22 protein-coding genes are annotated in these 24,929 nt (G+C 60.2%); 14 read left to right on the top strand and 8 right to left on the bottom strand.

The genetic code is table 11. The annotated features are described in order from the left end of the window. Positions 1-4: 4 nt before the first annotated feature. Together kdsD and AC2CGQ_RS15585 are read right to left on the bottom strand one after the other, a co-directional pair. Entirely contained in the window at positions 5-991 is a 987-nt protein-coding gene (gene kdsD / locus AC2CGQ_RS15590; RefSeq protein WP_033632015.1) for an arabinose-5-phosphate isomerase KdsD, read from the bottom strand. A gap of 16 nt (positions 992-1,007) precedes the next feature. Beyond that, positions 1,008-1,985, bottom strand: coding sequence for a calcium/sodium antiporter (locus tag AC2CGQ_RS15585; protein ID WP_015379175.1), 978 nt, complete (start codon positions 1,983-1,985; stop codon positions 1,008-1,010). 303 nt (positions 1,986-2,288) lie between these two features. Here AC2CGQ_RS15585 and mlaF point away from each other — a divergent pair, with 303 nt between their 5' ends. From mlaF to murA, 7 genes are all read left to right on the top strand, one after another. Beyond that, a complete protein-coding gene (gene mlaF, locus AC2CGQ_RS15580; protein ID WP_015379174.1) occupies positions 2,289-3,104 on the top strand; it encodes a phospholipid ABC transporter ATP-binding protein MlaF in 816 nt (271 codons plus the stop codon). A 4-nt stretch (positions 3,105-3,108) separates the two neighbouring features. After that, a complete protein-coding gene (gene mlaE, locus AC2CGQ_RS15575) occupies positions 3,109-3,891 on the top strand; it encodes a lipid asymmetry maintenance ABC transporter permease subunit MlaE (protein WP_004937059.1) in 783 nt (260 codons plus the stop codon). A 4-nt stretch (positions 3,892-3,895) separates the two neighbouring features. Beyond that, positions 3,896-4,444: an outer membrane lipid asymmetry maintenance protein MlaD gene (gene mlaD / locus AC2CGQ_RS15570; RefSeq protein ID WP_004937061.1), complete on the top strand. Its 549-nt coding sequence runs from the start codon at positions 3,896-3,898 to the stop codon at positions 4,442-4,444. A gap of 14 nt (positions 4,445-4,458) precedes the next feature. Continuing rightward, complete coding sequence (mlaC, locus tag AC2CGQ_RS15565) at positions 4,459-5,088, top strand: phospholipid-binding protein MlaC (RefSeq protein WP_004937063.1); 630 nt, start codon at positions 4,459-4,461, stop codon at positions 5,086-5,088. Next, a complete protein-coding gene (gene mlaB / locus AC2CGQ_RS15560) occupies positions 5,088-5,390 on the top strand; it encodes a lipid asymmetry maintenance protein MlaB (RefSeq protein WP_004937064.1) in 303 nt (100 codons plus the stop codon). Before mlaC ends, mlaB begins: the two co-directional genes overlap by 1 nt. A gap of 140 nt (positions 5,391-5,530) precedes the next feature. Beyond that, a complete protein-coding gene (gene ibaG / locus AC2CGQ_RS15555; protein ID WP_004937066.1) occupies positions 5,531-5,785 on the top strand; it encodes a BolA family iron metabolism protein IbaG in 255 nt (84 codons plus the stop codon). Positions 5,786-5,840: 55 nt separating this feature from the next. Further along, the gene (murA, locus tag AC2CGQ_RS15550; RefSeq protein WP_004937068.1) at positions 5,841-7,100 is read left to right on the top strand and encodes a UDP-N-acetylglucosamine 1-carboxyvinyltransferase; all 1,260 of its coding nucleotides are present in this window, start codon (positions 5,841-5,843) and stop codon (positions 7,098-7,100) included. Between the two features lie 71 nt (positions 7,101-7,171). Here the strand turns inward: murA and degS are convergent, their stop codons facing one another. From degS to zapG, 3 genes are all read right to left on the bottom strand, one after another. Further along, a complete protein-coding gene (degS, locus tag AC2CGQ_RS15545) occupies positions 7,172-8,230 on the bottom strand; it encodes an outer membrane-stress sensor serine endopeptidase DegS (RefSeq protein WP_004937070.1) in 1,059 nt (352 codons plus the stop codon). Positions 8,231-8,318: 88 nt separating this feature from the next. Further along, the gene (gene degQ / locus AC2CGQ_RS15540; protein ID WP_004937072.1) at positions 8,319-9,689 is read right to left on the bottom strand and encodes a serine endoprotease DegQ; all 1,371 of its coding nucleotides are present in this window, start codon (positions 9,687-9,689) and stop codon (positions 8,319-8,321) included. A gap of 180 nt (positions 9,690-9,869) precedes the next feature. Next, positions 9,870-10,271: a Z-ring associated protein ZapG gene (gene zapG / locus AC2CGQ_RS15535; RefSeq protein WP_004937074.1), complete on the bottom strand. Its 402-nt coding sequence runs from the start codon at positions 10,269-10,271 to the stop codon at positions 9,870-9,872. 231 nt (positions 10,272-10,502) lie between these two features. Between zapG and zapE the strand changes: the two genes are divergently transcribed. The 5 genes from zapE to sspB all read left to right on the top strand — a co-directional run bounded on the left by zapE (position 10,503) and on the right by sspB (position 14,204). Next, positions 10,503-11,630, top strand: coding sequence for a cell division protein ZapE (gene zapE, locus AC2CGQ_RS15530; RefSeq protein WP_166445423.1), 1,128 nt, complete (start codon positions 10,503-10,505; stop codon positions 11,628-11,630). Positions 11,631-11,894: 264 nt separating this feature from the next. Beyond that, complete coding sequence (gene rplM, locus AC2CGQ_RS15525) at positions 11,895-12,323, top strand: 50S ribosomal protein L13 (RefSeq protein ID WP_004937079.1); 429 nt, start codon at positions 11,895-11,897, stop codon at positions 12,321-12,323. A gap of 15 nt (positions 12,324-12,338) precedes the next feature. Next, positions 12,339-12,731 (top strand): 30S ribosomal protein S9, encoded by a 393-nt coding sequence (gene rpsI, locus AC2CGQ_RS15520; RefSeq protein WP_004937080.1) that lies wholly within the window; start codon positions 12,339-12,341, stop codon positions 12,729-12,731. A gap of 325 nt (positions 12,732-13,056) precedes the next feature. Further along, the gene (sspA, locus tag AC2CGQ_RS15515; RefSeq protein ID WP_004937082.1) at positions 13,057-13,698 is read left to right on the top strand and encodes a stringent starvation protein SspA; all 642 of its coding nucleotides are present in this window, start codon (positions 13,057-13,059) and stop codon (positions 13,696-13,698) included. A 5-nt stretch (positions 13,699-13,703) separates the two neighbouring features. After that, the gene (gene sspB / locus AC2CGQ_RS15510; RefSeq protein WP_004937084.1) at positions 13,704-14,204 is read left to right on the top strand and encodes a ClpXP protease specificity-enhancing factor; all 501 of its coding nucleotides are present in this window, start codon (positions 13,704-13,706) and stop codon (positions 14,202-14,204) included. 63 nt (positions 14,205-14,267) lie between these two features. On the opposite strand, the gene AC2CGQ_RS15505 is transcribed toward sspB, so the two are convergent. From AC2CGQ_RS15505 to gltB, 3 genes are all read right to left on the bottom strand, one after another. Continuing rightward, complete coding sequence (locus AC2CGQ_RS15505; RefSeq protein ID WP_060560354.1) at positions 14,268-14,747, bottom strand: hypothetical protein; 480 nt, start codon at positions 14,745-14,747, stop codon at positions 14,268-14,270. A 164-nt stretch (positions 14,748-14,911) separates the two neighbouring features. Next, a complete protein-coding gene (locus tag AC2CGQ_RS15500; protein WP_015379170.1) occupies positions 14,912-16,330 on the bottom strand; it encodes a glutamate synthase small subunit in 1,419 nt (472 codons plus the stop codon). A 14-nt stretch (positions 16,331-16,344) separates the two neighbouring features. Beyond that, positions 16,345-20,805, bottom strand: a complete 4,461-nt coding sequence (gltB, locus tag AC2CGQ_RS15495; RefSeq protein ID WP_015379169.1) for a glutamate synthase large subunit — start codon at positions 20,803-20,805, stop codon at positions 16,345-16,347. Between the two features lie 691 nt (positions 20,806-21,496). Between gltB and mnmL the strand changes: the two genes are divergently transcribed. Together mnmL and arcB are read left to right on the top strand one after the other, a co-directional pair. Next, on the top strand, positions 21,497-22,435 hold the full coding sequence (mnmL, locus tag AC2CGQ_RS15490) for a tRNA modification radical SAM protein MnmL/YtqA (RefSeq protein WP_075684998.1): 939 nt from the start codon (positions 21,497-21,499) through the stop codon (positions 22,433-22,435). 92 nt (positions 22,436-22,527) lie between these two features. Then, a complete protein-coding gene (arcB, locus tag AC2CGQ_RS15485) occupies positions 22,528-24,867 on the top strand; it encodes an aerobic respiration two-component sensor histidine kinase ArcB (protein ID WP_015379167.1) in 2,340 nt (779 codons plus the stop codon). Positions 24,868-24,929: the final 62 nt, after the last annotated feature.

The raw sequence follows: 24,929 nt of genomic DNA, 5'->3' as shown, positions 1-24,929 counted from the left end.
TTAATTAAACGACGCCGGCGCGCAGCATGTCATGCATATGTACCACACCCAGCAACTGGTCGCCATCGGCAACCAGCAGCGCGGTGATGTGGCGTTGTTGCATCAGGTTCAATGCATCGACCGCCAGGAGGTTGGGGCGCACCCGCACGCCGCCCGGCGTCATGACATCGGCAATCTTCGCCTCGTGCAGGTTGATGCCCATGTCGAACACCCGGCGCAGGTCGCCATCGGTAAAGATGCCGGCGATTTTCATCAGATCGTCGCAGATCACCGTCAGGCCCAGATTTTTGCGGGTGATTTCCAGCAACGCGTCGCGCAACGAGGCGTCGGCGCTGACGTGGGGAATTTCATCGCCGCTGTGCATGATATCGCTAACCCGCAGCAGCAGTTTGCGGCCGAGTGCGCCGCCCGGATGCGACAGCGCGAAATCTTCCGGCGTGAAACCGCGCGCTTTCAGCAGCGCGACGGCCAGCGCATCGCCCATCACCAGCGTGGCGGTGGTGCTGGTGGTCGGTGCCAGCCCCAGCGGGCAGGCTTCCTGCGGCACCTTGATGCACAAGTGGATATCCGCCGCTTTACCCATCGAGCTTTCCGGATTGTTAGTCATACAGATGAGGGTGATCTGTTGGCGTTTCAACACCGGGATCAGCGCCAGGATCTCGCTGGACTCGCCGGAGTTGGAGATGGCGAGCACGATGTCCTGCGGGGTGACCATGCCCAAATCGCCATGGCTGGCCTCCGCCGGATGAACGAAGAATGAGGGCGTGCCGGTGCTGGCGAAGGTCGCGGCGATCTTGCAGCCGATGTGGCCGGATTTGCCCATGCCCATCACCACCACTTTGCCGCCGCAGGCGGCGATGGTTTCGCAGGCGCGGGTGAAGTCTGCGTTGATGTAGCTGTCGAGCTGAGCCAGCCCTTCACGCTCTATCTGAAGCACTTCTTTGCCGGCCTGTTGAAAATCGAAGCCCGGTTGCAACTCAATGTTCGACATACTCATTCCCGTCGGTTTAGCCGAAAGTACTGAAAGGGTTAAAGAACAGCACCGCAAGATACGCAATAAAGCCGCATAATAACAGCGCGCCCGCCAGGTGGCCGATGCGATGTTTGCGGCCGATGCACAGCACGCTCAGCAGCACGCTGGCCGCCAGCATCACCCAGTAATCGCGATGGAAGGCGGCGGTGTCAACGCTGCCCGGCGACAGCAGGGCGGGTACGCCCAGCACGATCACCGTGTTGAAAATATTGGAGCCGATGATATTGCCAATCGCCATATCATCCTCGCCCTTGAGCGCCCCGGCGATGGAGGTGGCCAGTTCGGGCAGGCTGGTGCCGATGGCGATAATGGTCAAACCGACCACCAGTTCGCTCAGACCGAAATAGTGCGCGATCACCGTCGCGTTATCGACCACCATTCTGGAAGAGAGCGGCAGAATGATAAACGCCAGCACCAGCCACAGCACCGCCACGGTATTGCTGCTGTCCTGCGGCAGCTCGGCGATCTGCTCCATGGTCAGGCTGTCGCTGCCCTCGCGCTGCGCCAGCCGGGCGATTTTCAGCATCAGCAGGATGAAGCCGGCGGCGGCGGCCAGCAGCAGCACGCCGTCCAGCCTGCTCAGGGTGCCGTCCATCAACACGAAACCGCATAATACTGTGACCGCTAACATCAGCGGCAGTTCGCGCCGCAGTATCTCAGAGCGCGCGGCCAGCGGGTGAATCAGCGCCGCCACGCCCAGAATCAATAAAATGTTGGTGATGTTGGAACCTAATACGTTGCCAACGGCCATATCTATCTGCCCGTTCAGCGCGGCGGTGGTAGACACGATCAGCTCCGGCAGCGAGGTGCCGATGCCGACGATGGTCATGCCGATGATCAGCGGCGGTACGCCGAGCGAGCGGGAAATCACGGCAGCACCATAAACTAAGCGGTCTGCACCGTACACCAGTAGAAATAAACCAACGATTAATAATGCTATCGCGAGAAACATGCAGGGTCCTTTGTCGGGTATTATCCCGGTTCGTTGGTTAAAGCCGTCAATGCGGCGGTATTGCTTGCCCTCCGTTGCGCGCGTTTGAGCCGCAGCAACGGTTTTCCCCGGCTAATAGTTGAACAGTTTCGTTTTTTTTCGTTATGGCGCCAATTTTGACCGGGTGGCGCGGAAAAGTAAAACCAATGGCACCATTGGTTGCGAAATGGCAGTAAGTTTTTGTAAAGATGAGACGGATTGCGCCCATTGCTTTAACATCACGGGTAGATTCAGCAAAAGATGAGTCGTAAAGGGTCCATTAACATGCTCCAAAAGGCAGATAATTTGGTCGAAGTACGCGACATGAGCTTCTCGCGCGGCGACCGACGGATATTTGAAGACATCAACCTGACGGTGCCCCGCGGTAAGGTCACGGCGATCATGGGGCCATCAGGCATCGGCAAAACCACGCTGCTGCGCCTGATCGGCGGCCAGCTGGCGCCGGACAGCGGGGAGATTTGGTTCGACGGCGACAACATTCCCGCGTTGTCCCGGCGTCAGTTATACGACGCGCGCAAAAAGATGAGCATGCTGTTCCAGTCGGGCGCGCTGTTTACCGATTTGACCGTATTCGAAAACGTGGCCTACCCGCTGCGCGAGCACAGCAACCTGCCGGAGCCTTTGTTGCACAGCACGGTGCTGATGAAGCTGGAAGCGGTGGGGCTGCGCGGCGCGGCCCAACTGATGCCCAATGAGCTTTCCGGCGGCATGGCGCGCCGGGCGGCGTTGGCGCGCGCGATCGCGCTGGACCCGGAAATGATCATGTTCGACGAACCCTTCGTTGGCCAGGATCCGATCACCATGGGGGTGCTGGTCAAGCTGATCGACGAGCTGAACCATGCGCTGGGCATTACCTGCATCGTGGTGTCGCACGACGTGCCGGAGGTGCTGAGCATCGCCGACTACGCCTACATCGTGGCCGACAACCGGGTGATCGCCGAAGGCACCACACAGCAATTGCAGAACAATCCTGATGCGCGCGTGCGCCAGTTCCTGGATGGTATAGCGGATGGGCCGGTGCCGTTCCGCTATCCGGCCGGGGATTATCAGACCGAACTGCTAGGCTTAGGGAGTAAATAAGCTCATGTTATTAAGAGCGTTAGCGTCGTTGGGGCGCAGTGGCATCAACACCAGCGCCAGCTTTGGCCGCGCCGGGTTGATGCTGTTCAACGCGTTGATTGGCCGGCCGGAACCCGGCAAGCAGTGGCCGCTATTGTTGAAACAGCTCTACAGCGTCGGCGTGCAGTCGCTGCTGATCATCATGGTCTCCGGGCTGTTTATCGGCATGGTGCTGGGCCTGCAGGGCTATATCGTGCTCACCACCTACAGCGCCGAGGCCAGCCTTGGCATGATGGTGGCGCTGTCGCTGCTGCGCGAGCTGGGGCCGGTGGTCACGGCGCTGCTGTTTGCCGGCCGCGCCGGTTCCGCGCTCACGGCGGAAATCGGCCTGATGAAGGCGACGGAGCAGATCTCCAGCCTGGAAATGATGGCGGTCGATCCGCTGCGGCGCATCGTGGCGCCGCGCTTCTGGGCCGGGCTTATCAGCATGCCGCTGCTGACCATCATCTTCGTGGCGATCGGCATTTGGGGCGGTTCGGTGGTCGGCGTGGATTGGAAGGGCATCGACAGCGGCTTCTTCTGGTCGGCGATGCAGGGCGCCGTGGAGTGGAAAAAAGATCTGCTCAACTGCCTGATCAAAAGCGTGGTATTCGCCATTACCGTAACCTGGATTGCCATTTTCAATGGGTACGACGCAGTGCCTACCTCTGAAGGGATTAGCCGGGCGACGACGCGTACCGTGGTGCATTCGTCACTGGCGGTGTTGGGATTGGATTTCGTGCTGACCGCACTGATGTTTGGGAATTGATTCGATGCAAACGAAGAAGAGTGAAATCTGGGTTGGGGCATTTATGCTGATCGCGCTGTGCGCCATCGTGTTTATCTGCCTGCAGGTGGCGAACCTTAAATCGATCGGCAGCGAGCCGACCTACCGCATTTACGCGACGTTCGACAACATCGGCGGCCTGAAACCGCGTTCGCCGGTGAAAATTGGCGGCGTGGTGATCGGCCGCGTGGCGGACATCGAACTCGATTCGAAAACCTACACGCCGCGCGTGGCGCTGGATATCCAGAAAAAGTACGACCAAATCCCGGATACCAGTTCGCTGGCGATCCGCACCTCCGGCCTGCTGGGCGAGCAATATCTGGCGCTTAACGTGGGCTTTGAAGATCCTGATATGGGCACCACCATCCTGAAAGATGGCGGCACCATTCAGGACACCAAATCAGCCATGGTTCTGGAAGACCTGATCGGCCAGTTCCTGTATAAAAGCGGCGGTCAGGACAGCGCCAAATCGGGAGACGCGGCCGCTGAGCCGGCTGCCGGCGCCGCACCGCAACCCGCTGTTCCAAATCATTAAGAGAGGATACCTGCATGTTTAAACGTTTACTGATGGTGGCTCTGCTGGTGGTTGCACCGCTGGCGAGCGCAGCCGACCAAACCAATCCCTACAGCATGATGCAAGAAGCGGCGCAGAAGACTTTCAGCCGTTTGAAGAACGAACAGCCGAAGATCAAGCAGGACCCGAACTACCTGCGTGCCATCGTGCATCAGGAACTGATGCCGTTCGTGCAGGTGAAATACGCCGGCGCGCTGGTGCTGGGGCGTTACTACAAAGAGGCAACGCCTGCGCAGCGCGAAGCTTACTTCACCGCCTTCCAGGCTTACCTGGAGCAGGCTTACGGCCAGGCGCTGGCGATGTATCACGGCCAGACTTACCAGATCGCGCCTGAACAGCCGCTGGGCAATGCCGACATCGTGGCTATTCGCGTCACCATCATCGACAACGGCGGCCGCCCGCCGGTGCGTCTGGATTTCCAATGGCGCAAGAACAGCAAAACCGGCTACTGGCAGGCGTATGACATGATCGCCGAAGGCGTCAGCATGATCACCACCAAGCAAAATGAGTGGGCGTCTACGCTGCGTACTCAGGGCATCGACGGCCTGACCAAGCAGCTGCAGGCCGCCGCCGCGCAGCCTATCACGCTGGACAAGAAAAACTGATGTCGGCAGCGCTCAGCTTCGAATCAGAGCGGCAGACGCTGATCCTGCGCGGTGAACTGGACCGGGAAACGCTGCAGCCGCTGTGGCGGCAGCGCGCCGCGCTGATGGCGGATAAAACCGCGATCGACGTGGCGCAACTGCAGCGCGTGGACTCCGCCGGGCTGGCGCTGTTGCTGCATCTGCAGGAAGAGCAGCGCCAACGCGGCGTAGCGCTGAAAATTTTCGGCGCTACCGAGCGCCTGAAAACGCTGATCGCGCTCTACAACCTGCAGGCGATAATGCCTGTCGATACCGCCGGTTAGCGGCGTTTTAGGCCGCTCTTGCGTGGTAAAACGATACAAAGCCCCTGTTATGCAGGGGCTTTTTCTTTAGTTTAAGAAAACATCGTATTCCACTAAGATACTAGGCTGTTTATGATCCTTTAGCGGCAGAACTGGATACTATGGAAACCAACGAGATTAAAGACGTGCTGATGCAGGCATTGGCACTGGATGAAGTACATGTGACGGGCGACGGTAGCCATTTTCAGGCGATCGTGGTCGGTGAACTGTTCGCCGGCATGAGCCGCGTCAAAAAACAGCAGACGGTTTACGCACCGCTGATGGAATACATTGCGGACAACCGCATTCATGCCTTGTCTATTAAGGCGTACACCCCTGAAGAGTGGCAGCGAGACCGCAAACTCAACGGATTTTAAGGCTGTTTGCCCTGCCGGGCGGGCAGCTTCAGATTAGATAACAGAGAGTAGTCAGATGGATAAATTTCGTGTGCAGGGTCGGACCCGCCTGAGCGGTGAAGTGTCTATTTCCGGGGCCAAAAACGCCGCCCTGCCGATCCTGTTCGCCGCCCTGTTGGCGGAAGAGCCGGTCGAGCTGCAGAATGTCCCTAAGCTGAAGGACATCGACACCACCATTAAACTACTCAACCAGTTGGGTACCAAGATTGAGCGCAACGGTTCGGTCTTCGTGGACGCCAGCGGCGTGAACGAGTTTTGCGCCCCTTACGATCTGGTGAAAACCATGCGCGCTTCCATTTGGGCGCTGGGGCCGCTGGTGGCGCGTTTCGGCCGCGGTCAGGTTTCCCTGCCGGGCGGCTGCGCGATTGGCGCGCGTCCGGTCGATCTGCACATCACCGGCCTGGAGCAGTTGGGCGCTGAGATCAAGCTGGAAGAAGGCTACGTCAAGGCGTCCGTCGAGGGCCGCCTGAAGGGCGCGCACATCGTCATGGACAAGGTGAGCGTGGGCGCGACCGTGACCATCATGAGCGCCGCGACCCTGGCGACCGGCACCACCGTTATCGAAAACGCCGCGCGTGAGCCGGAAATTGTCGATACCGCCAACTTCCTCAACACGCTGGGCGCGAAGATCAGCGGCGCAGGCAGCGACAAGATCACCATCGAGGGCGTCGAGCGTCTGGGCGGCGGCGTGTACCGCGTGCTGCCTGACCGCATCGAGACCGGCACCTTCCTGATCGCCGCCGCGGTTTCCGGCGGCAAAGTGATGTGCCGCAACACCCGTCCGGACACGCTGGATGCGGTGCTGGCCAAGCTGCGCGAAGCCGGTGCCGATATCGAAGTGGGCGAAGACTGGATCAGCCTGGACATGCACGGCAAGCGCCCGAAAGCGGTCACCGTGCGCACCGCGCCGCACCCGGGCTTCCCGACCGACATGCAGGCTCAGTTCAGCCTGCTGAACCTGGTGGCGGAAGGCACTGGCGTCATCACCGAGACCATCTTCGAAAACCGCTTCATGCACGTGCCGGAACTGATCCGCATGGGCGCACACGCGGAGATCGAGAGCAACACCGTGATCTGCCATGGCGTTGAACAGCTGTCCGGCGCTCAGGTGATGGCGACCGATCTGCGCGCTTCCGCCAGCCTGGTGATCGCCGGCTGCATCGCCGACGGTGTGACCGTTGTCGATCGCATCTATCACATCGATCGCGGCTATGAGCGTATTGAAGACAAGCTGCGCGCGCTGGGTGCGAACATCGAGCGCGTGAAAGGCGAGTAAGTCATTAGCGCCGGCGCGGCTGCGTCGGTAGGATGAATAGCAAAGGGCCGGCTATCAATGCCGGCCCTTTTTTAATTGCTGTCTTCCGGGAATTCACCCACCGTCATTTTCAACGTAATGCGTTTGCCGTCGCGCAGCACGATAACCGGTATCTCGGTGCCCGGCCTGATCTCCGCCACCTGGTCCATGGTTTCCAGCACGGATACCGCCGGTTTGTTATCCACGTTGATGATGATGTCGTTGATCTGGAAACCGGCGTTGCTCGCCGGGCCGTTCGGCGTAATTTCGGTCACGATGATGCCCTGCAGGCGATCGATGCCGGAATTGGAGGGGCGCAGCGGAATGATCTCCTTGCCCTGAATGCCGAAATAGCCGCGGATAACGCGTCCGTCGCGGATCAGCTTGTCCATGATCTTGGTAGCCAGTTCGATCGGGATCGCAAAGCCCAGTCCTTCCGGCGTTTCGCCGTCGGTGATTTTGTCATAGGTCAGGGTGTTGATACCGATCAGCTCACCCAGCGAGTTGACCAGCGCTCCGCCGGAGTTGCCGCGGTTGATTGAGGCGTCGGTCTGCAGGAACGTCTGCCGGCCAGTGGTGCTCATACTGATGCGCCCGGTAGCGCTGAGGATACCCTGAGTCACGGTTTGCCCCAGGTTATAGGGGTTGCCGATCGCCAGCACCACGTCGCCGACGTGGGCAACGCGATTTTTATTGGTCGGGATCACCGGCAGGTTGCCGGGATCGATCTTCAGCACCGCCAGGTCGGTCAGGCCGTCGGAGCCGACCAGCAGCGCTTCATAGCGGCGGCCATCCTGCAACACCACGGTGATCTGCTGAGCGTCTTTGATCACGTGGCGGTTGGTGATGATATAGCCGCGTTCGTTCATGATCACGCCGGAACCGAGCGACAGCACGTTGGCGGCGCCGTTCAGGTTACGGTTGTAGATGTTCACCACGGCAGGGGCGGCGCGGCGCACCGCCTTGTTGTAGCTCACCGGCGTTTCGTCGCTGGTATTCTCGGTTTTCTCTGCAAACAGGCCGTTGGAAGAGCGCAGCATGGGCAGGGCGGCCAACAGCAGGCCGGCAACGATGAGACCGATAACGACAGAACGCAAGAGCTTAGCAAACATGGAGTTTTCGTGGTGTGGTGAACGATGTTCGGAGGATAGCATGAGTTAACCGGGCGCAGTATGTCACCGAGCCCGGTTTTTGCACAAATTAACGCAGCAGCAGATAAATGGTTTCGTTACCGCGCACGATATTGAGCGCCATCACCGGTGGCTTGGCTTCCAGCACCTTGCGCAGCGCGGTGATACTGTCCACGCGCTGGCGGTTGACGCCGATGATCACGTCGCCTTTTTGCAGGCCGATTTGCGCCGCCGTCGAGCCTTTATCCACGTTCTCCACCTTCACGCCCTTGTCGCCGCTCGGCAGCGCGCCGTTGCTGAGGGATACTCCCTGCAGCGCCGGCGACAGCGTTTCGGCGTTGGTCGAGGCGCTCTCGCTGTTGTCCAGCGTGACCGAGACTTCCTGCGGTTTACCGTCGCGCAGCAGGCCTACCTTGAGCGTTTTGCCCGGTGCGGTGGTGCCGACCTTGGCGCGCAGTTCGGCAAAGCTGTTCACCGGTTTGCCGTCGACGGAAACCAGAATATCCCCGGCTTTGATGCCGGCCTTGGCGGCGGCGGATTTCGGCAACACTTCGCTGACGAAGGCGCCGCGCTGCGCGTCGGTGTTGAAGGCTTTGGCCATGTCCGGGGTCATTTCACTGCCCTTGATGCCAAGCAGGCCGCGTTTCACTTCGCCGAATTCGATCAGCTGCTGGCTCAGGTTCTGCGCCATATTGCTCGGAATGGCGAAGCCGATGCCGACGTTGCCGCCGCTCGGCGCCAGAATGGCGGTATTGATGCCGATCAGTTCGCCGTTCAGGTTAACCAGCGCGCCACCGGAGTTGCCGCGGTTGATGGAGGCGTCGGTCTGAATGAAGTTTTCCAGCCCTTCCAGATTCAGGCCGGTGCGGCCCAGCGCCGAGATGATGCCGGAGGTGGCGGTTTGGCCCAGGCCGAACGGGTTGCCGACCGCCACGGCGAAGTCGCCGACGCGCAGCTGGTCGGAATCGGCCATCTTGATGGCGGTCAGGTTTTTGGTATCGCTGAGCTGCAGCAGGGCGATGTCGGACTGTTCATCGCGCCCGACCAGCTTGGCGTCCAGCTCGCGACCGTCGTTCAACTGCACGCGGATTTTATCGGCGTTGTTGATGACGTGGTTGTTGGTCAGCACGTAGCCCTTGGCGGCGTCGATGATCACGCCGGAGCCCAACCCTTCAAACGGGCGGGAACTCTGTTGTTGACCGGGGAAGTTGGGGCCGAAGAAGCGTCTGAACTCTTCCGGCAACTGTTGACGCTGCACCTGGGTGCCGGCGACATGCACGCTCACGACGGCGGGCAAGACTTTTTCCAGCATCGGCGCCAGGCTTGGCAGCGGCTGCCCCTGCACGGCGACGGGCAGGGCCGCGTTGGCCGCCGGTGCGGCGCTGAGCGCCAGACCGAGGCTCATTGCCAATGCACTAAGAATTAACGACTTTTTCTTCATTGATGATAACTCTCTCAATACCTGCCGATGAAAATTTGATGATAAGGCAATCGCCTTGTCATAGTGAAGGGTAAGACCGTGAATTTGCGTGCAAAGTTCAGTAAAGGTAATGCGAAGGAAGGTCAATATGGCACAAACGGGATTAAACCCGCGGGAGGCCCCGCGGGCGAAGAAGGAATATCAGTCGCGGCGTGCGCTTTGACCGCGCAGCAGGCCGGAGGCCCCTTCCGAATAGTCGCGCGGCATTTCCACCGGCGCCTGATCGTTGTCCGCTTCCGCTTCGGTCAGGCGATAGCGGAACGGGTTCTCCTGCATCGGCAGATCCGGCAGCAGGTTGTTGGAGCTTTTCGCCATGTGCTGATACAGCTGGCGATAATCGCGCGCCATGTTATCCAGCAGCTCGGCGCTGCGGGCGAAGTGGCCGACCAGCTCCTGACGGTACTCTTCCAGCTCGGTTTTGCTCTTGTCCAGCTCATTCTGCAAGACTTGTTGTTGACGCAATTTACGGTTGCCAAAACGCATCGCCACCGCACCAATCACGATACCGACGACCAAACCAATCAGCGCATACTCCCAGGTCATGATGACTCCTATTTTGACTTCGTTGTTCCGCAGGGATTTTTCACTTAATAATATCCACTATAACCGTTAACCTTGTCCGAGTGGAATCCTGATGCGCTTCCACCTAATTTTTACAGGGTTTTCAGCGGCGCCCGCAGCGGGCATTTGTGGCGATAACGGTGCGAATCGGCATCAACTTGCCGCCAACGTTGGCTAAATAATTTCTAAGCGTTCTTAGGGAACATCGAACAGATGCAGGCACTATCACCGTTATCTCGCTACCAGCAGGCGCTGGATGCGGGGGAATATCAGGCCGATGAGGTTCAACGCCGGGCCGTCACTCAACTGGATCGCATTTATCAGGCTCTGCGGCAAAAGCCGGCGGCGAACGCGCCTGCCGGCGGGCTGCGCGGCAAGCTCAGCCGCTTGCTGGGCAAGGGCGGCGACACGGCGCCGCAGCGCCCGGTGCAGGGGCTGTATATGTGGGGCGGCGTCGGGCGCGGCAAAACCTGGTTGATGGATATGTTCTTCCACAGCCTGCCGGGCGCTCGCAAAATGCGCCTGCACTTCCACCGCTTCATGCTGCGGGTGCATGAAGAGCTGACCGAGTTGCAGGGGCGGGAAAACCCGCTGGACATCGTCGCCGACGGCTTCAAGGCCGAGACCGACGTATTGTGCTTCGACGAGTTCTTCGTGTCCGACATCACCGACGCCATGCTGCTGGCCACGCTGCTGCAGGCGCTGTTCGCCCGGGGCATCACGCTGGTGGCCACGTCGAACATCCCGCCGGACGATCTGTACCGCAACGGCCTGCAGCGGGCGCGTTTCCTGCCGGCCATCGATCTGATCAACGAGTACTGCGACGTAATGAACGTCGACGCCGGCATCGACTATCGTCTGCGCACCCTGACCCAGGCGCACCTCTACCTGACACCGCTGAACGACCAGACGCGCGAGGCGCTGGATCGGATGTTCGTCAAGCTGGCGGGCAAGGCGGGGGAGGACGCGCCGGTGCTGCAGATCAACCATCGGCCGCTGCAGGCGATCCGTTCGGTGGACGGCGTGCTGGCGGTGGATTTCCACACGCTGTGCGAAGAGGCTCGCAGCCAGCTGGACTACATCGCGCTGTCGCGGCTGTATCACAGCGTGATCCTGTATAATGTGCGGGTGATGGGGCCGCTGAAAGAGAATACCGCGCGCCGTTTCCTGGCGTTGGTGGATGAATTCTACGAGCGTCACATTAAGCTGGTGATCGGCGCCGAAGCGTCGATGTTCGAGATCTATCAGGGGGTGCAGCTGAAATTTGAATTCCAGCGCTGCCTGTCGCGCCTGCAGGAAATGCAGAGCGAAGAGTACCTCAAGCTGCCGCATCTGCCCTGAGCCCGCCGGGCCTATCGCCGGTTGTCCGCCGCCGGCGATAAATTTATTTTCCATTCAAAAACCGTTCGATCTTTGTGAGCGACTTCTCTATAATCTTGCGACCCCACGTTACAACAAAGTTTTTTTTCCCAAAAACTTTATAGTGCCGGCAATGGCTATTCGAAGGGGTAGGTTTGCTGGACTTGTATGGTCGTGTGAGCCTCAACTGTTTTCGAGCGTTTGGGTGTTCACCAACGTGTAACTAATTATTGGGTAAGCTTTCTAATGAAAACTTTTACAGCTAAACCAGAAACCGTAAAACGCGACTGGTACGTTGTTGATGCAGATGGTAAAACTTTAGGCCGTCTCGCTACTGAACTGGCTCGTCGCCTGCGCGGCAAGCATAAAGCGGAATACACCCCGCACGTGGATACCGGTGATTACATCATCGTTCTGAACGCTGACAAAGTTGCTGTAACCGGCAACAAGCGTACAGACAAAGTGTACTACCACCACACCGGCCACATCGGTGGTATCAAGCAAGCGACCTTTGAAGAGATGATTGCCCGCCGTCCTGAGCGCGTGATTGAAATCGCGGTTAAAGGCATGCTGCCAAAGGGCCCGCTGGGTCGTGCTATGTTCCGTAAACTGAAAGTTTACGCGGGCACCGAGCACAATCACGCGGCACAGCAACCGCAAGTTCTGGACATTTAATCGGGATTAATGGCAATGGCTGAAAATCAATACTACGGCACTGGTCGCCGCAAAAGCTCCGCCGCTCGCGTCTTCATCAAGCCGGGCAACGGTAACATCGTTATCAACCAGCGCAGCCTGGAACAGTACTTCGGTCGCGAAACTGCCCGCATGGTAGTTCGTCAGCCGCTGGAACTGGTCGACATGGTTGGCAAACTGGACCTGTACATCACCGTTAAAGGTGGTGGTATCTCCGGTCAAGCTGGCGCTATCCGTCACGGTATCACCCGTGCACTGATGGAATACGATGAGACTCTGCGTTCTGAACTGCGTAAAGCTGGCTTCGTCACCCGTGACGCTCGTCAGGTTGAACGTAAGAAAGTCGGTCTGCGTAAAGCACGTCGTCGTCCGCAGTTCTCCAAGCGTTAATTTTCGCTGCTTCGGTAGTGCGATTTACGCAAAAAACCCGGTGCTTCACCGGGTTTTTTTACGCCTGAAATCCGCCGTCCCCGACTAAAATCTGTGGCATATCAGACAATTCAACATGAATTCGCCGCACCGCCCCCACAAAACAAGCAGAATCTGGTAAACTATCATCCACTTTTGCGCCTGTTCGCCGTGCAGTTGACCTCCTGGGCCGGTTTTTTATGGGCTCGGGTCGCGCTGCGTGCTGCCGGCCTGCGGCAAGATTATTCAGGATAGCAGCCTGTCAGTTGGCTATTCGCAGTATTTTCTAGATAACTTGGAGGTTTTCATGGCTGTCGCTGCCAACAAACGTTCGGTAATGACGCTGTTCTCTGGCCCGACCGACATTTTTAGCCATCAAGTACGTATCGTACTGGCGGAGAAAGGTGTCAGCGTCGAGATCGAGCAGGTCGAAATGGATAACCTGCCGCAAGATCTGATTGACCTCAACCCTTACCAGACGGTGCCTACGCTGGTCGATCGCGAACTGACCCTGTATGAATCCCGCATCATCATGGAATATCTGGATGAGCGTTTCCCGCACCCGCCGCTGATGCCGGTTTACCCGGTTGCCCGTGGTGAGAGCCGTCTGATGATGCTGCGCATCGAGAAGAACTGGTACTCGCTGATGGACAAGATCGAGAAGAGCAGCGGCCAGGAAGCGGAATCCGCCCGCCGCCAACTGCGCGAAGAGCTGCTGGCGATCGCGCCTATCTTCGGTCAGGCGCCGTATTTCATGAGCGAAGAGTTCAGCCTGGTGGATTGCTACCTGGCGCCGCTGTTGTGGCGTCTGCCGCAGCTGGGCATCGAATTGAGCGGTGCCGGTTCCAAAGAGCTGAAAGGCTACATGACCCGCGTCTTCGAACGCGACGCCTTCCTGGCTTCCCTGACCGAAGCCGAGCGTGAAATGCGCCTGCAGACCCGGGGCTAAGCGCGATGGACATGTCTCAGATGACGCCGCGTCGCCCGTATCTGCTGCGGGCGTTCTACGACTGGCTGCTGGATAACCAACTGACGCCGCACCTGGTGGTCGACGTGACCCGCCCGGACGTGCAGGTGCCGATGGAGTTCGCGCGTGACGGCCAGATCGTGCTGAATATCGCGCCGCGCGCGGTAGGCAACCTGGCGTTGGGTAACGAAGACGTGCAGTTCAACGCGCGCTTCGGCGGCGTGCCGCGTCAGGTTTCGGTGCCGATGGCCGCCGTGCTGGCGATCTATGCGCGTGAAAACGGCGCCGGCACGATGTTCGAACCGGAAGCCGCCTACGACGAGAGCGAAGGCGTGTTCGAAGGTCTGGACAATGAGACGATCCCTTCGGAAACCCTGATGTCAGTGATCGACGGCGATCGCCCGGATACCGCGGAAGACAACGGTCCGGATGACGAACCGCCGCAGCCGCCGCGCGGTGGCCGCCCGGCGCTGCGCGTGGTGAAATAACCCCATGAGAACAAAAGAAAAAGCACCCCATGGGGGTGCTTTTTTTTGCCCGGCAGAAGCGGGTCAGCCTTTCAACGCGGCAATGCAGGCGTCGCGCGGCGCGCTGAGATCGCCTACGCGTACGGTAGATAGGGCGTGGGTTGCGCGCTCACGGAAATTGGTGATGGCGGTATCGCCTTGCACTTCCGGCGGGGCGGTGCAAATGTCATTGAGCGGCAGATCGTTGCCTTTGTTGAGCGCCTGCAACACCGCCGCCGGATTGTAGATCAGGGCTGCGGAGAGGGCCGATTTGATGCCGGCGGTAAAGCCGGCATTGCCGCCGCCGGCCAACTTGGGCGCCAGGGCAATCCAGCTGTCGTCCCCCAGCCGGATGCTGTTTTCCACGGCGCCGAACTGCCCGGCCTTGCCCAACTGCGCCACGACCGGCCGTGCGCCGCGCGCTTCGATATTGTAACCAACCTCCTGCGAATCCAGCGCCATGGCTGAAGCGCTGAAACTGACGGCCAGCAGCGCGCCGGCCAACAGGGAAATGGAGCATTTCATGTTCGCTATCCTTATCTCGGTGTCAGGCGCAGCCGCGCCCCGCAATGGTGCTAACTCAATACTATAGCGCGTTGAGGCGGTGAGGAGCGGGGAGGTTGTTACAAAGCGTGGCCGATTAAAACAAAGGCCCGGCAATGTGCCGGGCCTTTGGCGGTACGGAAGGTTTACACTTCCAGGTAGTTCATGATGCCGTCTGCCGCTTTGCGGCCTTCGGCGATCGCCGTCACCACCAGGTCGGAGCCACGGACCGCGTCGCCACCGGCGAAGATTTTCGGGTTGCTGGTTTGGAACGCGTTGTCGCTGCCTTCCGGCGCCAGGATGCGGCCCTGTTTATCCAGCTGCACGTCGTGCGCCGCCAGCCAGTCCATGCGGTGTGGGCGGAAACCGAACGCCATCACCACCGCATCCGCGTCGATCACGTGTTCGGAACCTGGCACCTGCTCCGCCGTCTGACGGCCGTTGGCATCCGGCGCGCCCAGCTGAGTGCGCACCATTTTCACTCCGGCCACGCGGCCGGCGCTGTTCAGTTCGATGCTCAGCGGCTGCAGGTTGAACTGGAAGTCCACCCCTTCTTCCCGGGCGTTCTTCACTTCGCGCTTGGAGCCCGGCATGTTGGCTTCGTCGCGGCGGTAGGCGCAGATGACCTGCGTTGCGCCCTGACGCACCGAGGTACGCACGCAGTCCATGGCGGTATCGCCGCCGCCCAGCACCACCACCCGTTTGCCTTCCATGCTGACGTAAGGCTCGTGCTGCTCGGTTTCATACCCCATCAGCTGCTTGGTGTTGGCGATCAGGAACGGCAGCGCGTCGTACACGCCCTGCGCCTCCTCATTCTCCAGGCCGCCGCGCATCGACTGATAGGTGCCGACGCCGAGGAACACCGCATCGTACTCGCTCAGCAAGGTCTCCATGCTGACGTCTTTACCCACTTCGGTGTTCAACTGGAACTCGATGCCCATCTCGCTGAAGATGCCGCGGCGTTTGACCATCACTTCCTTTTCCAGCTTGAAAGCCGGGATGCCGAAGGTCAGCAGGCCGCCGATCTCCGGATGACGATCGTATACGACCGCCTTGACGCCATTGCGGGTCAGCACGTCGGCGCAGGCCAGCCCGGCGGGGCCGGCACCGACGATCGCCACGCGTTTGCCGGTCGGCTGCACGTGCGACATGTCCGGCTTCCAGCCCATTTCGATGGCCTTATCGCTGATGTAGCGCTCGATATTGCCGATGGTGACCGCACCGAACTCGTCGTTCAGGGTGCAGGAGCCTTCGCACAGGCGATCCTGCGGGCATACGCGGCCGCACACTTCCGGCAGGCTGTTGGTCTGATGCGCCAGGTCCGCCGCTTCCATGATGCGGCCTTCATTGGCCAGTTTCAGCCAGTTCGGGATGTAGTTGTGCACCGGGCACTTCCACTCGCAGTACGGGTTGCCGCAGGACAGACAGCGGTCCGCCTGGGCCTTGGCCTGGGTTTCCGAAAACGGTTCGTAGATCTCGACGAACTCGATTTTGCGGATCTTCAGCGGTTTCTTTGGCGGATCAACACGCTGCAGGTCGATAAATTGATAAACGTTCTGGCTCATTAATGACCTACCTCTTACTGCGCCTGCACCCGCAGCTCGGCTGCGGAACGGCTACGGTGACCCAACAGCGCTTTGACATCGCTGGACTTCGGTTTGACCAGGGCGAACTTCGGCGCCCACTCCGGCCAGTTGGCCAGGATCTCTTCCGCGCGGGAAGAGCCGGTCGCCTGCACGTGTTCGGTGATCAGGCCGCGCAGGTGCTCCTCATGGATCGCCAGCTGATCGACATCCAGCACTTCCACCAGCTCCGGGTTCACGCGCTTGCGGAACTCGCCGTCTTCGTCCAGCACGTAGGCGAAGCCGCCGGTCATGCCGGCGCCGAAGTTGATGCCGGTTTTACCCAGCACGCAGACGATGCCGCCGGTCATGTATTCGCAGCCGTTGTCGCCGATGCCTTCCACCACGGTGATGGCGCCGGAGTTGCGCACCGCGAAACGTTCGCCCGCGCGGCCGGCGGCGAACAGCTTGCCACCGGTGGCGCCGTACAGGCAGGTGTTGCCGACGATGCTGGCTTCATGGCTGCGGAAGGCGGAACCGATCGGCGGGCGCACCGCGATGCTGCCGCCGGCCATGCCTTTGCCGACATAGTCGTTGGCGTCGCCGGTCAGGGTCAGCTCGACGCCGCCGGCGTTCCAGACGCCGAAGCTCTGCCCGGCGGTGCCGGAGAAGTGCGCCTTGATCGGATCGCCTGCCATCCCCTGATCGCCGTGTACGTTGGCGATCGCGCCGGACAGCATGGCGCCCACGGAGCGGTCGGTGTTGCGAATGTCGAAGTAGAAGGTTTTACCTTGCTTCGCTTCGATGTACGGCTGCGCCTGCGCCAGCAACTCTTTGTTCAGCAGACCCTTGTCGAACGCCGGGTTGCTGCTTTCGGTACAGTACACCGCTTTGCCCGGATGCGGCGTGGCGGTTGTCAGCAACGGCGACAGATCCAGCTTGTTCTGCTTGGCGGAAATGCCGTCCAGCTCGGTCAGGAACTCGGTGCGGCCGATCAGATCCACCAGCTGGCTCACGCCCAGCTGGGCCATGATCTCGCGGGTCTCACGCGCGATAAACTGGAAGTAATTCGTCACGCGTTCCGGCAGGCCGTGGTAGTGATCGCGGCGCAGCTTGTCGTCCTGAGTCGCAACGCCGGTCGCGCAGTTGTTGAGGTGGCAGATGCGCAGGTATTTGCAGCCCAGCGCCACCATCGGCCCGGTGCCGAAGCCGAAGCTTTCCGCGCCCAGGATCGCCGCTTTGACGATGTCCACGCCGGTTTTCAGGCCGCCGTCCACCTGCAGGCGGATCTTGTGGCGCAGGCCGTTGGCCACCAGCGCCTGCTGGGTTTCCACCAGGCCCAGTTCCCATGGGCAGCCGGCATATTTCACCGAGGACAGCGGGCTGGCGCCGGTGCCGCCGTCGTAACCGGCGATGGTGATCAGATCGGCATAGGCTTTCGCCACGCCGGTGGCGATGGTGCCAACGCCCGGCTCGGACACCAGTTTCACCGAGATCACCGCCTTCGGGTTGACCTGCTTCAGATCGAAGATCAGCTGCGCCAGATCTTCGATCGAGTAGATGTCGTGGTGCGGCGGCGGGGAGATCAACGTCACGCCCGGCACCGAGTAACGCAGCCTGGCGATGTACGGGGTGACTTTGTCGCCCGGCAGCTGGCCGCCTTCGCCCGGTTTGGCGCCTTGCGCCACCTTAATCTGGATCACGTCGGCGTTCACCAGGTAGGCCGGCGTGACGCCGAAGCGGCCGGAGGCCACCTGTTTGATGCGCGACACCTTGTTGGTGCGGTAGCGCGCCGGATCTTCGCCGCCTTCGCCGGAGTTGGAGAAGCCGCCGAGGCCGTTCATGGCGATCGCCAGCGACTCGTGCGCTTCCGGGCTCAACGCGCCGATCGACATCGCCGCCGTGTCGAAGCGTTTGAACAGCGACTCCGCCGGTTCAACCTGATCGACCGGGATCGGTTCGCCTTTCGGCGTGATGGCCAGCAGATCGCGCAGCATGGCGACCGGCCGCTCGTTCACCAGCTTGGCGTAGGCCTGGTAGTCGCTGTACTCGCCGCTGTGCACCGCTTTTTGCAGCGAGTTCACCACGTCCGGGTTGTAAGCATGGTATTCGCCGCCGTGCACGAACTTCAGCAGGCCGCCTTGCTCCAGCGGTTTGCGTTTCAGCCAGGCGCGCTTGGAGAGGTTCTGCAGATCCTGCTGGAAGTCGCTGAAGCTGGCGCCGCCGATGCGGCTGACCACGCCCTGGAAGCACAGATCCGCCAGATCGCGGTGCAGGCCGACCGCTTCGAACAGCTTGGAACAGCGGTAAGAGGCGATGGTCGAGATGCCCATTTTGGACATGATCTTGTACAGGCCTTTGTTGATGCCGTTGCGGTAGTTCAGCATCACGTCGCGGTATTTCTTGTCGATCGCCTGGCTGTCCACCAGCTTGGCCAGGGTTTCATAGGCCAGATACGGGTAGATGGCGGTCGCGCCGAAGCCGAGCAGCACGGCGAAGTGGTGCGGATCGCGGGCGCTGGCGGTTTCAACGATCAGGTTGGCGTCGCAGCGCAGGCTTTTCTCCACCAGCCGGGTTTGCACGGCGCCAACGGCCATTGGGGCCGGTACCGGCAGGCGGCCGGGCGCGATGGCGCGGTCGGACAGCACCAACAGCACTGCACCTTCGCGCACCTTGCGTTCCGCTTCGTCGCACAGGGCGCGAATGGTCTGCTCCAGATCCTGCTGTTGCGGGTCGAAGGTCAGATCGAGCGTCTCGGCGCGATAGTATTCGCCTTCCAGCGTGGTGAGCTGTTTGAAATCGGAGTACAGCAGGATCGGTGATTTGAAGCTCAGGCGGTGCGCCTGGCCTTCGGCTTCGCAGAACACGTTCATTTCACGGCCGATGCTGGTGGCCAGCGACATGACGTGCGCTTCGCGCAGCGGATCGATCGGCGGGTTGGTGACCTGCGCGAACTGCTGGCGGAAGTAGTCGTAAACGATGCGCGGCCGGCTTGAAAGCACGGCGAACGGGGTATCGTCGCCCATCGAGCCGGTGGCTTCCTGGCCAATTTCGCCTAGCACGCGGATCACCTGATCCAGCTCTTCACTGCTGTAGCCGAACTGTTTCTGGTAGGTTTCGAGCTGCGCGTCGTCGAGCTCGCGGCTGCCGACCTGATCGTCCGGCAGATCTTCGAACGGCACCAGGCGTTTGACGTTTTTCTCCATCCACTCTTTATACGGATGGCGGCTTTTCAGATCGTTGTCGGTTTCCGCCGAGTGCAGGATGCGGCCGCTGCGGGTGTCGATCACCATCAGCTCGCCGGGGCCGACGCGGCCTTTTTCCACCACTTCATCCGGCTGGTAATCCCAGATGCCGACTTCGGAGGCGCAGGTGATCAGCTTGTCTTTGGTGATCACATAGCGCGCCGGCCGCAGGCCGTTGCGATCGAGGTTACAGGCGGCGTAGCGGCCGTCGGACATCACGATGCCGGCCGGGCCGTCCCACGGCTCCATGTGCATCGAGTTGAAGTCGAAGAAGGCGCGCAGATCGCCGTCCATGTCCGGGTTGTTCTGCCAGGCCGGCGGCACCAGCAAGCGCATGGCGCGGATGAGATCCATCCCGCCCGCCAGCAGCAGCTCCAGCATGTTGTCCAGCGAGCTGGAGTCGGAGCCGGTTTCGTTGACGAACGGTGCGGCGGCCTGCAGATCCGGGATCAGCGGCGTTTGGAATTTATAGGTACGGGCGCGCGCCCACTGGCGGTTGCCGGTGATGGTGTTGATTTCGCCGTTGTGCGCCAGGTAGCGGAACGGCTGAGCCAGCGGCCAGCGCGGCACGGTGTTGGTGGAAAAGCGCTGGTGGAACAGGCAAATGGCCGATTCCAGGCGCAGGTCCGCCAGATCGAGATAGAAGCGCGGCAGATCCGCAGGCATGCACAGGCCTTTATAGATCGTCACCAGGTTGGAGAAGCTGCAGACGTAGAAACTGTCATCCTGCACCCGTTTCTCGATGCGGCGGCGCGCCACGAACAGGCGGCGCTCCATATCGCGCGGGCGCCAGCCGGCCGGGGCGTTAACGAAGATTTGCTCGATGCGCGGCAGGGAGGAGAGGGCGATTTCACCCAGCACGTCCGGGTTGGTCGGCACTTCACGCCAGCCGACGATCGATAACGTTTCGTTTTGCAGCTCTTCTTCCACGATGCGGCGGCTGAGGCGCGCTTCCTCTTCATTCTGGCTGAGGAACATCATGCCGACGGCGTAGTTTTTGGCCAAACGCCAGCCGCGCTCTTCCGCCACCATGCGGAAGAAGCGATCGGGTTTTTGCAGCAACAGGCCGCAGCCGTCGCCGGTCTTGCCGTCGGCGAGGATCGCGCCGCGGTGCTGCATGCGGGCCAGCGCGTGAATGGCGGTGCGCACCACCTTGTGGCTAGGTTCGCCTTCTATGTGGGCGATCAGGCCGAAACCACAGTTGTCCCTCTCTTGGGATTTATCGTACAACATATCGTGAACCTCCCCAGGCTCTGCGTGACTCTCACAACCTACTGCGAGGGGGCTTCCCAATTTCAGGCAGAAGTCCAATCAGCAAGTTAACCCCGCCAATCTGCTTTTCCGCCCTCCATCAATGGCCTCTCGTGACGGTCTCACAAGTGGTATAGAACTTGTTTTAAGAGGGAGTCTTCAATTACTGCATAAATATGACGAGACGTTTGCCCGTCCAGAAAGCTTCCAGCGGACTTCCAACTTAGCGAGAAAGAATTCGCAGGTCAAATGTGGGCTTAAGATAGATTCTTATCGAATTGATGATGTTTATTTATTTGAAAAATAAGTGTTTTAATGCATTTTTGCACTATCATGGGGCAACGCCGATCCACTCAGAAGTGTGAGCTGTCTCACTATAGTGCAACCCCTTAATCTCTGCACCATGCTAGTGCGAGGGGTAATGCCAGAGTTTTATTCTATAAAATATTGCTTTGCTGATGTTTATGACTATTTTTCACCGTGTTGTCATATTGCCGTTAACGGTTGCGTGACGATTAGAATAATTCATCAGAATTATAGTGAATTGATTTGCATTTATGATGAATAGTTATGCTTGGTGGCGCCTTGCGGGGAAAGCGTTGATTTCTGTCATCGCGGGAAAAGCCGTTTCTTATTAGCATCGCGGCTTTGAACACAGAGAACCACCAAGATTATGCAGTTGCCGCAATTAGTCAATATGTTTGGCGCGGATCTCCAGCGCCGCTATGGCGAAAAGATCCATAAACTCACGCTGCACGGCGGATTCGGCTGCCCTAACCGCGACGGCACGTTGGGGCGCGGCGGCTGTACGTTCTGCAACGTCGCCTCGTTCGCCGATGAGGCGATGCAGCGGCAGAGCATCGCCGAACAGCTGGCGCAGCAGGCCGCGCGGGTCGATCGGGCGCGGCGCTATCTGGCCTATTTCCAGGCCTATACCAGCACCTATGCGGAGGTTGAACGGCTGGAGGCGATGTATCGGCAGGCGTTGGCGCAGAGCGCCATGGTCGGCCTGTGCGTCGGCACCCGGCCGGACTGCGTGCCGGCCGCCGCGCTGGATCTGCTGACGGGCTACCGCGAGCAAGGCTATGAGGTGTGGCTGGAGCTGGGGCTGCAGACGGCGCACGATAAAACACTGAAGCGCATCAACCGCGGCCATGATTTTCGCTGTTATCAGCAGACTGCGCGGCTGGCCCGGCAGCGCGGGCTGAAGGTGTGCTGCCATCTGATCGTCGGGCTGCCGGGAGAAACCCAGCGCGATCATCTGCTCACGCTGCAGCGGGTGACGCAGACCGGCGTCGACGGCATCAAGCTGCACCCGCTGCACGTCGTCACCGGCAGTATCCTGGCGCGGGCGTGGCAGGCCGGGCGGTTGCCCGAACTGGCGCTGGAGGATTACGCCGCCAGCGCCGGGGAGATGATCCGCCATACGCCGGGCGAGGTGGTGTACCACCGCCTTTCCGCCAGCGCCCGCCGGCCGACGCTGCTGGCGCCGCTGTGGTGCGAAAACCGCTGGAGCGGCATGCAGGCGGTCGGCGCTTATCTGCAACGGCACGGCGGGCAGGGCAGCGCGCTGGATGAAAAGTGGCGCTACCGCCCTGGCATGCCGCTCTGAAGTGCAATCTTTGCCACACTTCGGCGTTTGCCGCCTTATCTCACCGCTGTTTTACGGTATGATTCAAAAGATTGTGTCTGATGGGAGCCGCTATGAAGCAAATCCGGGTGTTGGCCCAGTACTACGTTGATTTAATGGTGAAACTGGGGTTGGTGCGCTTCTCGCTGCTGCTGGCCTCGGCGCTGGTGGTGCTGGCGATGGTGGTACAGATGGCGGTGACCATGCTGCTGCGCGGCGAAGTGGAAAGCATCGACGTGGTGCGTTCGATCTTCTTCGGCCTGTTGATCACCCCGTGGGCGGTCTATTTTCTCTCGGTGGTGGTGGAACAGTTGGAAGAGTCGCGCCAACGGCTGGCGCGGCTGGTGGACAAGCTGGAAGAGATGCGCCACCGCGATCTGGAGCTCAATCAGCAGCTCAAAGACAATATCAGCCAGCTGAATCAGGAGATCGCCGACCGTATCAAAGCGGAAGAAGAGCGCCTGCAGGTGATGGAAAAGCTGACGGAAGAGATGGAGCAGCGCGAGCAGGCGCAGATTGAGCTGGGCCAGCAATCGGCGCTGCTGCGTTCCTTCCTCGATGCCTCGCCGGATCTGGTCTACTACCGCAACGAAGACAAAGAGTTTTCCGGCTGCAACCGCGCGATGGAGCTGTTGACCGGCAAGAGCGAGAAGCAATTGATCGGCCTGACGCCGTTCGACGTCTACGGCCAGGAGATCGCCGAAAAGGTGATCGAAACCGACGAGAAGGTGTTCCGCCACAACGTTTCGCTGACCTACGAACAGTGGCTGGTGTATCCCGACGGCCGCAAGGCCTGTTTCGAGCTGCGCAAGGTGCCGTTTTACGACCGGGTGGGCAAACGCCACGGGCTGATGGGCTTCGGCCGCGATATTACCGAGCGTAAGCGCTACCAGGACGCGCTGGAGAACGCCAGCAGGGAGAAGACTACCTTTATCTCCACCATCAGCCACGAGCTGCGTACGCCGCTTAACGGCATCGTCGGCCTGAGCCGCATTCTGCTCGATACTGAGCTGAACGACGAGCAGCTGAAATACCTGAAGACCATCCACGTCAGCGCCATCACCCTCGGCAATATCTTCAACGACATTATCGAAATGGACAAGCTCGAGCGGCGCAAGGTGCAGCTCGACAACCAGCCGGTGGACTTCACCGGTTTCCTGGCGGATTTGGAGAACCTCTCGGGCCTGCTGGCGCAGCCGAAAGGGCTGCAGTTCGTCATGGAGCCGCAGACGCCGCTGCCGCAGCAGATCGTGACCGACGGCACCCGCCTGCGGCAGATCCTGTGGAATCTGATCGGCAACGCGGTGAAATTTACCCAGCAGGGGCAAATTGTGGTGCGCGTGCGGCGCGAGGCGCAGGAGAAGCTGGTGTTCGAGGTGGAAGATTCGGGCATGGGCATCCCGCAGGACGAGCAGGACAAGATCTTCGCCATGTATTACCAGGTGAAAGATCAGCGCGGCGGCCGCCCGGCCACCGGCACCGGCATCGGGCTGGCGGTCTCCAAGCGGCTGGCGCAGAGCATGGGCGGCGACATCACCGTGCGCAGCGAACAAGGGCACGGTTCTTGCTTTACCTTAACCATCAAGGCGCCGGCGGTGCAGGAAGCCGTCAGCGCGGCGCCGGAGGAAGAGGCGCTGCCGTTGCCGGCGCTGCACATCCTGCTGGTGGAAGATATCGAACTGAACGTGATCGTGGCGCGCTCGGTGCTGGAGAAGCTGGGCAACAGCGTCGACGTGGCGATGAACGGCCACGACGCGCTGGCGATGTTCGATCCGGACGAGTTCGATCTGGTGCTGCTGGACATCCAACTGCCGGACATGACCGGGCTGGACATCGCCCGGGCGCTGCGCGAGCGCTATGCCGGGCAGGCGCTGCCGCCGCTGGTGGCCCTGACCGCCAACGTGCTGAAAGACAAAAAAGAGTATCTCGAGGCGGGCATGGACGATGTGCTGAGCAAGCCGCTGTCGGTGCCGGCGCTGACCAAGGTCATCAAACACTATTGGGATCATCAACCTTCTCACACTTCAAAGAAAACGGAGCACAAGGCGATGCAGATTAATGAGTCGTTACTCGATACCGCGATGCTGGAACAGTACATGGATCTGGTTGGCCCGCAGCTGATCCACCAAAGTCTGGAGATGTTCGAACAGATGATGCCGGGCTATCTGGCGGTGCTGGACTCCAACATGACGGCGCGCGATCAGAAAGGCATCACTGAGGAAGGGCATAAGATCAAGGGCGCCGCCGGTTCGGTCGGTCTGCGCCATCTGCAGCAGCTGGCGCAGCAGATTCAAACGCCGACGCTGCCGGCCTGGTGGGATAACGTGCAGGATTGGGTGGATGAGCTGAAACAAGAGTGGCGCAACGACGTGCAGGTACTGCGGGCTTGGGTTGAGAACGCTGAAAAAAAATGACCCCGACCTAAGCCGGGGTGCGCGAATATTGCGCCAACACCAGGGAAATTGTGAACCTGCGT

Source organism: Serratia sp. DFXYC6 (genome assembly GCF_057196085.1).
Note: the sequence above shows the minus strand (reverse complement) of the source record. Positions and strands in the feature narration are given on the sequence as shown.

Coding starts and splice junctions, on each gene's coding strand:
- zapG (WP_004937074.1), bottom strand. CDS start 10,271: ATGACCTGGGAGTATGCGCTGATTGGTTTGGTCGTCGGTATCGTGATT.
- gltB (WP_015379169.1), bottom strand. CDS start 20,805: ATGTTGTACGATAAATCCCAAGAGAGGGACAACTGTGGTTTCGGCCTG.
- degQ (WP_004937072.1), bottom strand. CDS start 9,689: ATGAAGAAAAAGTCGTTAATTCTTAGTGCATTGGCAATGAGCCTCGGT.
- zapE (WP_166445423.1), top strand. CDS start 10,503: ATGCAGGCACTATCACCGTTATCTCGCTACCAGCAGGCGCTGGATGCG.
- mlaF (WP_015379174.1), top strand. CDS start 2,289: ATGCTCCAAAAGGCAGATAATTTGGTCGAAGTACGCGACATGAGCTTC.
- ibaG (WP_004937066.1), top strand. CDS start 5,531: ATGGAAACCAACGAGATTAAAGACGTGCTGATGCAGGCATTGGCACTG.
- mlaE (WP_004937059.1), top strand. CDS start 3,109: ATGTTATTAAGAGCGTTAGCGTCGTTGGGGCGCAGTGGCATCAACACC.
- mnmL (WP_075684998.1), top strand. CDS start 21,497: ATGCAGTTGCCGCAATTAGTCAATATGTTTGGCGCGGATCTCCAGCGC.
- kdsD (WP_033632015.1), bottom strand. CDS start 991: ATGTCGAACATTGAGTTGCAACCGGGCTTCGATTTTCAACAGGCCGGC.
- rplM (WP_004937079.1), top strand. CDS start 11,895: ATGAAAACTTTTACAGCTAAACCAGAAACCGTAAAACGCGACTGGTAC.
- degS (WP_004937070.1), bottom strand. CDS start 8,230: ATGTTTGCTAAGCTCTTGCGTTCTGTCGTTATCGGTCTCATCGTTGCC.
- rpsI (WP_004937080.1), top strand. CDS start 12,339: ATGGCTGAAAATCAATACTACGGCACTGGTCGCCGCAAAAGCTCCGCC.
- AC2CGQ_RS15585 (WP_015379175.1), bottom strand. CDS start 1,985: ATGTTTCTCGCGATAGCATTATTAATCGTTGGTTTATTTCTACTGGTG.
- sspA (WP_004937082.1), top strand. CDS start 13,057: ATGGCTGTCGCTGCCAACAAACGTTCGGTAATGACGCTGTTCTCTGGC.
- arcB (WP_015379167.1), top strand. CDS start 22,528: ATGAAGCAAATCCGGGTGTTGGCCCAGTACTACGTTGATTTAATGGTG.
- sspB (WP_004937084.1), top strand. CDS start 13,704: ATGGACATGTCTCAGATGACGCCGCGTCGCCCGTATCTGCTGCGGGCG.
- AC2CGQ_RS15505 (WP_060560354.1), bottom strand. CDS start 14,747: ATGAAATGCTCCATTTCCCTGTTGGCCGGCGCGCTGCTGGCCGTCAGT.
- mlaB (WP_004937064.1), top strand. CDS start 5,088: ATGTCGGCAGCGCTCAGCTTCGAATCAGAGCGGCAGACGCTGATCCTG.
- murA (WP_004937068.1), top strand. CDS start 5,841: ATGGATAAATTTCGTGTGCAGGGTCGGACCCGCCTGAGCGGTGAAGTG.
- mlaC (WP_004937063.1), top strand. CDS start 4,459: ATGTTTAAACGTTTACTGATGGTGGCTCTGCTGGTGGTTGCACCGCTG.
- AC2CGQ_RS15500 (WP_015379170.1), bottom strand. CDS start 16,330: ATGAGCCAGAACGTTTATCAATTTATCGACCTGCAGCGTGTTGATCCG.
- mlaD (WP_004937061.1), top strand. CDS start 3,896: ATGCAAACGAAGAAGAGTGAAATCTGGGTTGGGGCATTTATGCTGATC.